At 43.1% G+C, this 12,534-nt stretch carries 12 protein-coding genes; 7 read left to right on the top strand and 5 right to left on the bottom strand.

Features of this window, described 5'->3' with window-relative positions; all coding sequences use genetic code 11:
* The first annotated feature begins 185 nt into the window (after positions 1-185).
* From pncB to R7E47_RS05750, 4 genes are all read left to right on the top strand, one after another.
* The gene (pncB, locus tag R7E47_RS05765) at positions 186-1,496 is read left to right on the top strand and encodes a nicotinate phosphoribosyltransferase (protein ID WP_222716446.1); all 1,311 of its coding nucleotides are present in this window, start codon (positions 186-188) and stop codon (positions 1,494-1,496) included.
* Positions 1,497-1,816: 320 nt separating this feature from the next.
* On the top strand, positions 1,817-2,176 hold the full coding sequence (locus R7E47_RS05760; RefSeq protein WP_005373947.1) for a hypothetical protein: 360 nt from the start codon (positions 1,817-1,819) through the stop codon (positions 2,174-2,176).
* Between the two features lie 214 nt (positions 2,177-2,390).
* On the top strand, positions 2,391-2,909 hold the full coding sequence (locus R7E47_RS05755) for a glycine zipper 2TM domain-containing protein (RefSeq protein ID WP_005373945.1): 519 nt from the start codon (positions 2,391-2,393) through the stop codon (positions 2,907-2,909).
* 170 nt (positions 2,910-3,079) lie between these two features.
* Positions 3,080-3,859, top strand: coding sequence for a methyltransferase domain-containing protein (locus R7E47_RS05750; RefSeq protein ID WP_017819786.1), 780 nt, complete (start codon positions 3,080-3,082; stop codon positions 3,857-3,859).
* Positions 3,860-3,922: 63 nt separating this feature from the next.
* Here the strand turns inward: R7E47_RS05750 and R7E47_RS05745 are convergent, their stop codons facing one another.
* Positions 3,923-4,804 carry a DMT family transporter gene (locus R7E47_RS05745; RefSeq protein ID WP_005373940.1) on the bottom strand — a complete coding sequence of 294 codons (882 nt, stop codon included), beginning with the start codon at positions 4,802-4,804 and terminating at the stop codon, positions 3,923-3,925.
* 93 nt (positions 4,805-4,897) lie between these two features.
* Here R7E47_RS05745 and R7E47_RS05740 point away from each other — a divergent pair, with 93 nt between their 5' ends.
* The 3 genes from R7E47_RS05740 to R7E47_RS05730 all read left to right on the top strand — a co-directional run bounded on the left by R7E47_RS05740 (position 4,898) and on the right by R7E47_RS05730 (position 8,405).
* Positions 4,898-5,782, top strand: coding sequence for a LysR family transcriptional regulator (locus R7E47_RS05740; RefSeq protein ID WP_005387224.1), 885 nt, complete (start codon positions 4,898-4,900; stop codon positions 5,780-5,782).
* 180 nt (positions 5,783-5,962) lie between these two features.
* Complete coding sequence (locus R7E47_RS05735; protein ID WP_005373936.1) at positions 5,963-6,577, top strand: outer membrane beta-barrel protein; 615 nt, start codon at positions 5,963-5,965, stop codon at positions 6,575-6,577.
* Positions 6,578-6,737: 160 nt separating this feature from the next.
* Positions 6,738-8,405 carry an ABC transporter substrate-binding protein gene (locus R7E47_RS05730; protein ID WP_318083965.1) on the top strand — a complete coding sequence of 556 codons (1,668 nt, stop codon included), beginning with the start codon at positions 6,738-6,740 and terminating at the stop codon, positions 8,403-8,405.
* Positions 8,406-8,480: 75 nt separating this feature from the next.
* On the opposite strand, the gene ompV is transcribed toward R7E47_RS05730, so the two are convergent.
* The 4 genes from ompV to R7E47_RS05710 all read right to left on the bottom strand — a co-directional run bounded on the left by ompV (position 8,481) and on the right by R7E47_RS05710 (position 12,394).
* Positions 8,481-9,257, bottom strand: a complete 777-nt coding sequence (gene ompV / locus R7E47_RS05725; protein WP_017635134.1) for an outer membrane protein OmpV — start codon at positions 9,255-9,257, stop codon at positions 8,481-8,483.
* A 221-nt stretch (positions 9,258-9,478) separates the two neighbouring features.
* Positions 9,479-10,012, bottom strand: a complete 534-nt coding sequence (locus tag R7E47_RS05720) for a copper resistance protein NlpE (RefSeq protein ID WP_005373930.1) — start codon at positions 10,010-10,012, stop codon at positions 9,479-9,481.
* A 260-nt stretch (positions 10,013-10,272) separates the two neighbouring features.
* Positions 10,273-11,502: a glycine betaine/L-proline ABC transporter ATP-binding protein gene (locus R7E47_RS05715; protein WP_318083964.1), complete on the bottom strand. Its 1,230-nt coding sequence runs from the start codon at positions 11,500-11,502 to the stop codon at positions 10,273-10,275.
* Positions 11,495-12,394 carry an ABC transporter permease gene (locus tag R7E47_RS05710; RefSeq protein ID WP_005387211.1) on the bottom strand — a complete coding sequence of 300 codons (900 nt, stop codon included), beginning with the start codon at positions 12,392-12,394 and terminating at the stop codon, positions 11,495-11,497. Before R7E47_RS05710 ends, R7E47_RS05715 begins: the two co-directional genes overlap by 8 nt.
* Positions 12,395-12,534 lie beyond the last annotated feature (140 nt).

The raw sequence follows: 12,534 nt of genomic DNA, 5'->3' as shown, positions 1-12,534 counted from the left end.
GCATAAATTTACGGATGACTCTGACTTATTCACAATGCTTGCTCGAATTCTAGACAAAAAAACCTTATAAAAATGAGTGGTTAGTAACAAAAGTTGACAAACTATAGATGGGTGTTTATTGTTTACGCAAATTAGTTAGTAACAAAAAGTTATATACCCAGGAAGGGCATGTAGAAGGGCACCTAATGACCACCAAACTATTTTCTTCCCGCATCATTCAAAGCGCTTTGGATTTCGATGTCTACAAAGTCAATATGATGAGCGCTGTAACAGCGCTTTACCCTGATGCGATGGTGTCATATAAGTTTATCGTGCGCAGTGAGGAAGACCTCTCTGAGCTTTTGCCCGAGGTAAAAGCCGAAGTCCTTAAACTGCAAGATATTCAATTTACGCAAGAAGAAATTGAATATATTAAGCGTGTCGCGCCTTACCTGAATCCTGACTTTGTTGATGCACTGCGCCATTTCCGTTTCAACCCACAAAGTGATGTCTCTTTCCATAATAAAGCCATGGCTGATGGCTCAAGCCAGTTAAGAATTACCATTAACGGTTTGTGGCGAGACACCATCTTGTACGAAACGATCATCATGAGCATCGTGTCTGAAGTTCGTAGCCGTCAGCGTTGGTCAGATATCCCTGTTGCGCAATTTACCACTGTTTTAGAAGAGAAAGTTCGACACCTAAAGTCGGAACTAAAACGTCGTAACATTACTAACTTTAAATTTTCTGACATGTCGACGCGTCGACGTTTTTCCTTTCAAGCTCAGCGCACTATGCTGGAATATTTGTGCCAGGAAGTGCCGGAATGTTTGACAGGAACAAGCAACTATCACTTAGCAAAAGAGCTGAATTTGACGCCTATCGGCACCGTTGCTCATGAATGGTTTATGGGACACCAAGCTCTGGTGAATGTGCGAGATTCGCAAAAAGTGGCGTTGCAACGTTGGCAAAAAATGTTTGATGGTGCACTAGGTATTGCGTTAACCGATACGATTGGTATCGATGCTTTCCTTAAAGACTTTGATGAAGAACTAAGTAACGCGTACTTCGGTGTACGTCACGATAGTGGTTGCCCTTATAGCTGGGGTGAAAAAATCATTGCACACTACCAGTCGCTGAATATAGACCCATTAACAAAAACACTGGTGTTTACCGACGGACTTAACTTCGAACAAGCGTTAGATATTTGCGAGTATTTCCAAGGACGTATTCAGGTGAGTTTTGGTATCGGTACTTTTCTTGCCAATGATATGGGTGATTATGTCAATAAATATGGTGAAGCCTACCAGCCACTTTCTATCGTGATAAAAATGGTCACGTGCAATGGTTCACCGGTCGCCAAAATCAGTGACGAACCTGAGAAAGCCATGTGTGAAGATATCTTCTTTTTGATGAATCTCAAGCGCCGCTTTGAACAACCTCTTGATTTAAATGAGTGTCGTAAAATGATCGATCGTTTAGAAACTGAAGGTCAAAATTATCTCATCGACGCGTAGGCGTTATCCTCTCTCCATGATAAGCACCCTCTATCGTTACGACAAATTTATATAGGTAAACGTGGAGGGTGATTTCGTTATAGTAATATACAGAAGTAACCAGATACAGCGCAGGAAAGCACTCAAAAGTTGATGTGTTATCTGCCTTTGATTGGTGTAAATCGATACGTTACAGCATCGTGGACGGTGTATCTCATCCGACACTAAACTCAGTCTAATCACGTAGTTTATTCCCACGTACCATGAGCTCACTCGGGTATAGACGTCTATCTGCTTTTATGACTTTGGGCTTCACGTAGTTGCTTGAATCAGGAGTCAAAATGAACCTAGTAGTACATTTGCAAAAGAAAGCGATCCGAAAATATGGCTATGAGATGGCCACTCGCCAAGCATGGAAGTGTGGTATCAAGGCAAATCTTGTAAAGCGCGTGATTGGCCTTTTTAAAGGACAAATTGTTTGTGTGGTTGAAGGTTGCCGAGCAGAGTTTTCTTCTCCTCTTAATAACCCCCTTCACGAAGATGACAAGCAGGGGCGATATGTGTTTGTTGGCGGTGTATGCTGGGAACCAAATAACATTATAGCGCCTGGTTTCCCTGATTTTATGTTTATGCACGTGCGTAATCTAAGCCACCGTCATAAGTATTTAACGGATGACGAACTATTTTTGAGCTTGGCTTAAAAATAAATCTCATAGACTAGTCCAGCCCAATCATAATCAGTAGTGATACAGTTTTAGCTCTGTTGACATTCTGCTGAGTGTTTCTTGACGTACCTCTTATAAAACAGTGTTTCTTTACTTGTTAATAACAGAGGGTTTGTTTTCGTCTGATGTGATTTCCCTTTTGCGATTTACCATAACGCTCATCAAAGCAAACCATACTGGGATGTAAATCATGAATATGAAATCTATCGCAATTGCAACGGCAGTTGTTGCTGTACTAGCAGGCTGTAAAGACAAAACGCCACCAGCTCCAACTCAAGCAAACATTACTTTGGTTGAAGCGGTGACTGAAACGGTGAAAAAGCCGCACCAAGTATGTAAAGACGTGGTAGTAACCGAGCAAGTTGCCCCTGCGGATGACAATAAAATTATTGGTACGGTTGGTGGCGCAGCAGCTGGAGCAGCGCTGGGCAACCAAATCGGTGGTGGCTCAGGTAAAGTGATTGCAACTGCAGCTGGTACGATTGCTGGTGCACTGACAGGTCGTAAGATCCAGGAGAATGTGCAAAAAGGTGATGTAGTAACAACGACGAAAAAACAGTGTCATACAGAATATACGACATCTGATAAAGTAGTGGGTTACGACGTCACTTACGAAGTTTCAGGTGCACCAACGACGGTTCGTTTGGCGAGCAAGCCAGCGACAAAAACGTTCCCAATTCAAGATGGTAACGTTGTTCTACCACAATAGTTAGCGACTTAACCGAAGCGATTAACAAGCCCTTTTATCTTTGAGATGAAAGGGCTTTTTCACACAAGCGGCGTTTTCATCTGTTTTCCTATTGGAATGTGCGGCCAGAAATACCCGTTAATTTCCGTGTTCGATACAATCACTTTTCTAAAAGTACGAACGGAAAAAACATGGAAGATTTTTACCTGACCGAGCACGGTTTGGCTGGTTATTTCGAAGCGCAATGGTTCGACAAGTTCATTGAGGATCAACAGATTGAGATGATAACCAGTCGCTCAAAACAAGTCCCACTTTCTTTTTTGTCATCACCTCACTGCTCCCAAGTTGCTGATTTTATTGCGCAGGCGGTAATCGAAAGCAGCGTTCAGCCGTATTCCCTACTTGAGGTTGGGGCGGCGCTGGGAAGAAATTATTATGAGTTAGTGCAACGCTTACCTAACCTTAGAGAAGCGACGCTTGTGGAGCCTTCAAATAGGTTAATGGATGGCTTGAAGCAACTATTAATAGAAGAACAACGCGTCGAGCTTACTTACCTTCACGATGTGAACACCTTAAACACTTTAGAGGTAGAGAATAGAGATATCGTACAGAAATGTGCTCATGTTGATTTGACGCTAATTAACCAGCCTTTTGAGCTTGATACTCTCCAATCTCGCTTTGATTTAGTCGTATGTTTAAATGTGATTGATCAATGTGAGTCGCCACTTAGCGTGATCAATGCTCTAAAAAAAACCACCAAGGTGGGTGGGCTGATCGTTGTCTCTTGCACTTATCAGTGGAACGCGAAACACATCAAAAATAAAGAAGAGGCGGTTGATGATATCAAAGAATACTTTGCTGAAGGCTGGCGTCTAGTGTCGGAAGCCGAGCATGAATATCGCATCCGGTTTAATGATCGCTTTGCAAGGCAGTTTTTATCTCACGTAGTCGCTTACGTAAAAAACGATTAGAGCCACATAAAAAAACCGAGCACTTACGGCTCGGTTTTTTAGTCTTTGGGCTAGAGCACAGCTTTAAGTAACGTGCGCTTCTTGTTGCTCTTGCAACTTTTTCTTGCGACGCTCTCGTTTAGAAAGCCAAACCAGAGGCACAACAATCATAATGGTTCCTATTGCCATAAATATATCTGGCACTTCTCCAAACCAAATCAATCCCACAAACACGGCACCAATTAAGCCACTGTATTCAGCGCTAGCAATTTTGTTGCTATCGATCGAGCGGTAAGCGATGACACATGTTGCTGCATAAATCATGATGAACAAACTTGAGCCAGCAGCAACAGGGAAAGCACTCCAGTCCCAAGGTTCTGCTTCGATCAGAACAAGCAAGAAGGCTACTGGAATACCTGCCAAGTTTGTCATCAATAACGTTTGCATCACAGACTGATTTTTTGGCAGTTTTCGAATGAGCAAGTTATTGATTGCTAAAGTAATTGCAACAACTAAAGCTGAAATGGCTGCCCAATCGATTTGGTCTGGACGAATGATGACCAATACACCGGCAAAGCCCATTATCGCTGCGGCGACCGATTGCTTAGACAACTGTTCTCCAAAAAAGATTGCTGCAAGTGGCAACATGATCAATGGCGCGGCGTAAAAGATCGCGTTCGCAGTTGCGAGCGGTAAAGATGAGATCGCCAAAACCATGAATATTGCACCAAGTAACCATACGTGAGCGCGAACAGCATGCCACTTAAACCCTTCAAGAAAAGGCGCATTTTTTGTTAGCAGGTAGACTGGCAGCAGGAAAAGCACCGCTGATATTTGTCGGAAAAAGACAAATTGAAAAATAGGCACTTCATTTCCGACACTTTTAATTAAAGAGTCCGAAAGCACCGCAATGAGATTTCCAACAATTAATAGCAGCATCGCTGCTCCGACCGATGTAACTTTCACTTTTTCCTCTCCTCTTTCTTTGCCAAAGAGTAGGTGATGTCATAGGATGAAGTGAAGTGATATTTATTAGTTTAAGTATGAGATTTTTAGATAATGAAATTGCCACCACTCAGAGCGGTTCACTGTTTTGAATCTGTTGCCAGAAACTCTAGCTTTTCGCTTGCTGCTGAAGAACTCAATGTGACGCAAAGTGCCGTTAGCCACCAGATACGATTATTAGAAGATTACTTGGGTGAATCATTATTTATCCGCCAAGGCAGAAAGCTCTCTTTGTCCGATACGGGCACCCGCTATTTAGAGGATATTAGCCCAGCAATTAGCTCAATTGCGATGGCCAGCCAAAAGGTGCGAGAAGGGGACAAAGGCAGCATACGGTTGGCGATTTATAGCTCGCTCGCCGTAAAGTGGCTTATTCCGCGTTTGTCTGATTTTAAGCGCCTACATCCAGAAATCGATCTGACACTCAATATGGTCGTTGGTGATCCTGAACAGACAGACAGCGTTGGCGATTGTTTTATCACGGTAGAGAAGCCAAAGCGAAACTACATGTCGGTAAAGTTATACGCGGAGACGTTGTATCCGGTCTGCAGCCATAAAATTTGGAAAGAGTTGCAAGATCAACCGATTCCAGAAGCGCTTTGGCGATACCCTATTTTGTCGACAGACTCAATTTATCGAGAGAGAGGAAAAGATTGGGCTGAGTGGTGCAGAGCGGGCGGTTACACCTTGCCGAAAGATGTCGATGTTCAACATTTTAGTCATATGTTGTTGGCAATTGAGGCGGCGCGTTATGACCAAGGCATCGCATTTGCGAATGATTTTATGCTTAATGAAAGAGATAAAGCGCACGATTTGGTGTATATCCCTTCTCATGGATTGGAAACCGGCGACAGCTTCTATTTTATTCATAAAAAGAGTCGAGCCAAGCAAGCGGAAATCATCAAACTCACTAACTGGTTGAAGCAGCAATGCTTGTGAAATGACTAAATTGTCAAAATTAAGAAAGAAAGTGGCAAAGTTGTGTCTAAATATTTCATGTTTTATTGAGTTTTTATTCATTAACATCCACTTGGTTTTGAAACCAAGTGAAATGGATAGCATGGCATGCTTAAGGATGGGCAAAACACAACCTCAATAATTAACAGGCAGTGAAATACAATGTTTAAAAAAACATGGCTAATGACAGCCCTTCTAGCAACATGTTCTGTTGCAAACGCAGCTCCTTACGTTGGTGCATCTGTAGGTCAAGCATCGTTTGGTGATGTTAATGGCTCTATCAATGGTGGTGGTACTAACGCTAGCACTAAACTTAAACTTGAAGATGACTCAAGCCTTTCAGGCAAAGTATTCGGTGGTTACAAATTCAACGAATACATTTCTCTAGAAGCAGCCATTGGTGGCTACGATGCTTTAGACGGCAAAGTTGTTACTGTTGGTGATATGAAGTATCTATCGATTCAGCCAAAAGCGACTCTACCGATTGGCGATCGTTTCAACCTTTTTGCTAAAGCTGGTCTTTCTTACTTCAATGCTGAATTCAAAATTAGCAACTCTGTGATTGACGGTAGCGCAGGCCATACCACCATTTCTGACAGCACTGTAACAGGCATGTACGGTTTAGGCGCAGAGTTCGCTATTACTGAAAACTTTGCTCTACAAGTTGAATGGGAATACATGATGCCTGAGCTAGACATTGCGAAATTTGGCAATGAAAAAGTAACGGTTGATGCAGACATCAATGTGTTCTCTGTAGGTATGAGCTACCGTTTCTAAGAATACTTATTCAAGTTACCTCTTGGCTTAGTAAACGTTTTTGACTTCTGTTGGTCGAGCTGAGTCCAAGCTTTGAATTTGTTTAGATATAGCACAGGAAGTTTAGTTGCTAAGCGTCCTGTGCTATTTTTTTGCTTTGGAATAACTCTTAGGAATCTTTGTGAACGATGTCAATCTTAGGTATCTGGATCTACTGTTAAAGCACTTTGAACCTCACCAGTATCACCTTGTTACGCTTTCTGAGCTAGAAGCGGTGATTTGCACGTCGAGGCGCAATGTTTCTATTGTGATGAAAAAGCTTGCCACTTACGATTGGGTCGATTGGCAACCTGCGATTGGCCGAAGTAACGCTAGCCGTCTCAGTATTAATATTTCCCTCCAACAAGCGATGACCGAGTTTTTGGTTGAGGAGCTTGGCAGAGGAAGAATGAACTCAATAACGAAACTTATTGATTGGTTCGGTCAAACCGCGGTTAGAGCACTGACTATCGCTTCTGAAAAAGTGAATCGATTGAACGAATCAAATAACGCTATTTTGATTTCTTCTTACCCTTGGGTATCCAAAATTGACCCTGCGAATACTTACCGTCACACTGAATTACACGTCGCGAAAAGCGTTTATGACGTATTGCTGACCCAAAATTCCAATGGTGGTATCGAGCCATCGTTAGCACACGAATGGAAAATGGAAGGCAAGGTAATGACGTTATGGTTGCGGCCAGGCATATATCGCCATGATGGCGAACCCCTTAACATACAGGATGTGGTTTGGAGTATAGAAAGACTTAGGGAGATAAAAGGACCAGTTCACGAGCTCTGGCAATGCATTGATAGCGTGGTTGCAGCAACATCTAACTGCTTAAAAATCATATTGAAGTATCCGAACAAGTTGTTTCCATACATGCTAGCAACTCCTCATGCGTCTATTCTGTGTCGAGATGTCGTCTCTTTCGGTTCTAGTTATTCCTACCACATAGGGACTGGGCCATTTAAAATCAGCGGCTGGAACCAGGAGAGTATGACTCTTGAAGCGCACAAAGAGTATTTTTCAGCACGCGCATTGTTAGATCAAATAACGCTGTCTCATGGTGATGTTAAAACCTTAAATATGTTGAGCTTTAACCAAAGCTCCGATCACGTTGAAGTGGAAAAAATTAGCGCATTTTCATATCTGACCTACCGCGAACGCGCGGAATCCCAACTCACAAAAGAAACTTGGTATCAACTCGCTGATTACATCCATGTGCAAAAGCGAATTTATGATGCGCCAAGTGCCGTTGACAGCATTCAGTTAGAGACTCATGAGCAAGATTTATCAATAACAGATGGTGGTGTGATACCTAAACTGAAAGGTAAAGTGGTATTAGCTGAACCTGTCTGGACGATACCGAGTCTAATTCGCCATTCCGAATGGTTGCACAGTGTGATTCGTGCAACGGGATTGGAGTTGGAGATCGTCGTTATTGATGACATTAGTTTTCCTGAGGTAGTGTCTCACCAAGCAGATTTGCTCTTCATTGAGGAAGTCATGGAAGCACCATTTGAATATGGCATCTTCGAATGGCTGTCGATAGCAACTGGACTGCGTTTTAGTTTTGATCAAAGCCAGATGTTAAGCCATAGAGAAAAGGTTCGCAGGGCGATGGCAGATGATCACTCGCTACAGTCTTTATTAAACCTAGAGAAAGCGCTGCGCGATCAGTACCTATATTTGCCTTTGTTTGTTGGCTATGAAGAAGTGACAAAAACACAGCAAGTGCGAGGTGTGCAGGTGAAGAATACAGGCTATAGCGATTTACATAGGTTATGGATTGCTCATTCACACTAGAGTCTGTGTTCAAGATTATGCAAATGTCCAACGCATAAAGCCATCGAAATGATGGCTTTATAAGGGCGTATCGGATTAGAAGTTGTACGACACACTTGCGCCAACAACCCATTGGTTTGCACTATCAACGATAGATGAGTCGCTGATACCGCTGCCTAGGCGCGTGTATTGTGTCATTTGGCTTACTTGCCAGTTGTCGTTGATTGGCATAACAAGTTTGTAGCCCACACCATAGCTTACCGTTGAATCACCTTTGTATGCTTTGCGGTTTGCGTTTGCTTCGCGTTGTTTTACACCAAAGTAGTAATCTACGTAGTCTTCACTTTGATAAGTTAGGTTAGCAAAAGGAACAAAATCAACACTACCGAATTTCATGATGTGGAAGTAAGTCGCGCCCGCTAAGTAACCTTTGTAAGCACCACTGATATCGTGCTGAAGGTACGTAGAAATGACGTTGTTTTGATCCAGTGTAAAGTCTGCGTTTAAACCTAGATCGACGGCGAAGCGGCGTTTATCTGTGCCTTTCAGGCTTTTGGCTGTATCACCGTCGCGCATTACACCGCTACCTACAAGGTAGGCACTCATGTTGATTAACTCATTGGTGTTACCGAAGAAGCGGTAGTTAATGCCACTTAGGTCGGCATTAAAGTCGTCACCATGGTAACCACCGTTGAGAATTGGTGCTGTATTATGCTTTTGATCTTTGAAAAGATCGCTGCCTTGAGCCACACCAGCTTCTACGTTCCAACCGCCTTCGTTGTTGTAGATGTTACCGTTACGAATGTAAGTATCGCCAGCGAAAGCTGAGCCAGCAGCTGTCAGAGTAAGTAGTGCAATTAATGTTTTTTTCATCATTTTTCCGAGTTGTTCTGTTTTGTTTTGAACACTGTACAAAATGACGTTGTAAGCATCTATCGGCAAAGCGTATGGAAATGTAATGAACAATCAGGGTAAGAAGCAGAATGTTGCTTCAGAATAGAAAGGTTGCTGAAATAGCTTTCGTTAAAATAACGAAAAATCCGAGCTGGGGTGGCTCGGATTTGAGGTATTTATCAGGTATTGATACTAACTTCTTACTGTTTCGTTAAGTTGTATAGTGGTGCTAGGTCACCCGTTACTTTTTCGCCATTCATGTCTAGCTTCATAAGTACGTTTTCACCAACAAAGTATTGGTTTGGTGCATCTTCATTTGTCAACGTTACGATGCTGCCATTTGCGTCCCAAGTGAATTGACCTTCAGATTTTGATTGACCGTCTTCTTTGTCTTGGTAGCTTTCTTCAAGTACGTAAGTGCCATCTTGATTTAGTGTGATGGTCATATCGATACCAGCACAATCCGCGCAAGGTAGTGTTCCTTTGTAGGTGCCGTTCCAGTCCAGAGCACTTTGTGCGTTGTGTTCAGAGTCTACAAATGTCTCTTCAGTAATTACCTGTTCTTCTTCTACTGGTAACGTGTCAATTGTCTCAGTCGTAACGTCTGCACTGGTGGTGACTTCAGTTTCCGTTGCCTGAGGTACTTCAACTGCGCTTGTTTCGGCAGGTTTCTCATCTTGACAGCCTGCAAGAATGATTACCGCGCCTGTTAGTGCCAACATTGTCTTTTTCATTTTATCCCTCTTTAAATCAAGATTTTGTATGAGAGTAATAGTAGACATTTATCGAGGATTTGCGTCATCAAAAAGCAATAGAATGATCTAACTATGTCAATAAAACCGGATATGAGCATGAATTTGTCAGGAAAATCAGAACAATGTAAATGTTGCTTTGGGTATCAAGCTTGAGCCCACAGACAAATATCTAAAAGGGGATTGTGAGCGAGTTAATTGATAACAGCCCACATTGTTGTGAGCTGTATTATCAACATCATCTAAGAAACGTTATTGAAGCTTGAGCGTGAAGTGCCCCGTTTTGTGCTTCGTTGATCAGAAAATAGCTCCGCAATAACCTGACGATTTAATTCGCCTTTCAAATTGCCGAGCTCATCGATGACGGGCAGTGAATGTTCACATGACATGACTTCAGTTAGCACTTGCTCAATGGCTAAATGTGGAGAGATGATAGGCACCTCTTCATAGATATCATCACGCCAATCTGATATATGAGTTAACTTCGCTGCGTTTAGCAATCCTTGCTGTGTTATCACGCCTTGATAGCCTGCATTGGTCTCATGGTAGGCATAATCACGTTTAACACGTTTCATTTCACTCAGCGCATCTTCAATGGTTTCAGCGCGAACACAGTACGAAGGTGGCTGCATCAGCGTTTCGACGGTCAGTGCTCGCGCTCTATTGACGTCTTTTACAAAGGCTTCAACGTACTCATCGGCAGGATGCAGTAAAATTTCGTCTGGTGAACCTTGTTGGACAAGTTCACCGTCTTTAAGAATCGCGATGCGATCGCCAAGTCGAAGCGCTTCATCTAAATCATGAGTAATGAAAATAATGGTTTTGTGCAGCTTCTGTTGCAGCTCTACCAACTGATCTTGCATTTCGCTTCGAATCAGAGGGTCCAATGCTGAGAAAGCCTCGTCCATCAACAGTATTTCGGCGTCGGTAGCCAGTGCCCGTGCAAGGCCCACACGCTGTTGCTGTCCACCCGATAGTTGAGCAGGATACTGGTGCTCATAACCCGTCAGTCCAACGGTTTCTAACCATTCATTTGCTTTTTCTAAGCGCGCCTCTTTATTCATTCCCTGAACTTCCAAACCATATGCGATGTTGTCGATAACAGTGCGATGAGGCAGCAAGCCAAAGCGTTGGAACACCATAGACATCTTGTGACGGCGAAACTGTTCAAGTTCTTTGTTAGAAAGTTGCATGACATCCACCCCTTCTACCAAGATCTGCCCCATGGTTGGATCGATTAATCGATTGAAGTGGCGAATCATGGTGGATTTTCCAGAACCGGATAATCCCATAATGACAAAAATTTCACCCTTTTGAATTTGCAGGTTGATGTCTTTTAGTCCGACCGTGTGGCCCGTTTCCGCTAAAACCTGCTCTTTACTATGTCCCAACTTAACGCGCTCAATCACGCTATTGGGTCTGGTACCGAAGATTTTATAAAGACCGCTGATTTCGATAAGTGGACTAGTCATGTTTTGAGTCTCCTAAATGAGCTTGAGTGCGTTTCGCATACGCTTGTGAAGCACGATCAAAAAGGATTGCTAGGGCGACAATTGCTAAACCATTGAGAAGACCAAGAGTGAAATATTGATTGGTAATAGACTTTAGAACAGGCTGACCTAAACCTTTTACCCCAATCATTGATGCGATGACCACCATTGACAGTGCCATCATGATCGTTTGGTTAATTCCCGCCATGATGGTTGGCATTGCAAGCGGAAGCTGAACCCCAAAAAGCCGTTGCCGAGTGCTGGCACCAAATGCGGTTGCGGCTTCCAATACTTCTTTATCAACTAGACGAATGCCCAAATTGGTTAAACGAATAACCGGTGGAATCGCGTAGATCACTACGGCGATAAGGCCAGGAATTTTCCCGATGCCCAATAACATCACAACTGGAATGAGATACACAAATGCCGGCATGGTCTGCATGACGTCGAGTAATGGTGTTACCACCGACTGAATGTGATTAGAGCGCGCCATAGCGATGCCGATAGGGATACCAAGTGCGATGGCAAGCATAGTACATACAGTGATGATACTGAGCGTACGCATAGTGTCTTCCCACATTCCAAAATAGCCAATCAGAATCAGCGAACCAAAACATGCAGCGGCCAGTTTCCAAGAGCGGCTGGCGGCATAAACGAGAGTGGTGCAGACACCTAAAATAATGAACCAAGGTGTAGAAATCAGAAGTTTTTCAAACCAGACAAGAAACGCCAGGAGCGGATCAAACAGAGACTCAATGAGTTCACCATACTCGCGAGAGAAATCTCTGTAGGCGCCGTCGAGTGTTTTGCGAATCGCCCTGAGATCAGAGGCATCCATTTCCGGGAATTCGCTGAGCCAATTTGAGTCAGACATATGTACTTCCTTTTTCTGATATACCTAAGCGCTTTCAAGAAACTTAATTTGGCAAGAAGAGTAGGGCACCTAGGCCAAGTAATGGTCGTTCGACAGGTTCTTTATCGAACGTATTACTCTTTAAGCTCAGGCGAATATCG

This window comes from Vibrio sp. Vb1026 (assembly GCF_033338745.1).
In the GTDB taxonomy this organism is placed as follows: Bacteria; Pseudomonadota; Gammaproteobacteria; order Enterobacterales; family Vibrionaceae; genus Vibrio; species Vibrio alginolyticus.
The sequence above is the reverse complement of the archived record's forward strand: the minus strand, read 5'-3'. Positions and strand labels throughout refer to the sequence as shown.

What these genes read in the sequence shown, in the direction of transcription:
- R7E47_RS05710 (WP_005387211.1), bottom strand. Translation starts at nt 12,394, where the DNA reads ATGTCTGACTCAAATTGGCTCAGCGAATTCCCGGAAATGGATGCCTCT.
- R7E47_RS05750 (WP_017819786.1), top strand. Translation starts at nt 3,080, where the DNA reads ATGGAAGATTTTTACCTGACCGAGCACGGTTTGGCTGGTTATTTCGAA.
- R7E47_RS05760 (WP_005373947.1), top strand. Translation starts at nt 1,817, where the DNA reads ATGAACCTAGTAGTACATTTGCAAAAGAAAGCGATCCGAAAATATGGC.
- ompV (WP_017635134.1), bottom strand. Translation starts at nt 9,257, where the DNA reads ATGAAAAAAACATTAATTGCACTACTTACTCTGACAGCTGCTGGCTCA.
- pncB (WP_222716446.1), top strand. Translation starts at nt 186, where the DNA reads ATGACCACCAAACTATTTTCTTCCCGCATCATTCAAAGCGCTTTGGAT.
- R7E47_RS05735 (WP_005373936.1), top strand. Translation starts at nt 5,963, where the DNA reads ATGTTTAAAAAAACATGGCTAATGACAGCCCTTCTAGCAACATGTTCT.
- R7E47_RS05720 (WP_005373930.1), bottom strand. Translation starts at nt 10,012, where the DNA reads ATGAAAAAGACAATGTTGGCACTAACAGGCGCGGTAATCATTCTTGCA.
- R7E47_RS05755 (WP_005373945.1), top strand. Translation starts at nt 2,391, where the DNA reads ATGAATATGAAATCTATCGCAATTGCAACGGCAGTTGTTGCTGTACTA.
- R7E47_RS05715 (WP_318083964.1), bottom strand. Translation starts at nt 11,502, where the DNA reads ATGACTAGTCCACTTATCGAAATCAGCGGTCTTTATAAAATCTTCGGT.
- R7E47_RS05740 (WP_005387224.1), top strand. Translation starts at nt 4,898, where the DNA reads ATGAAATTGCCACCACTCAGAGCGGTTCACTGTTTTGAATCTGTTGCC.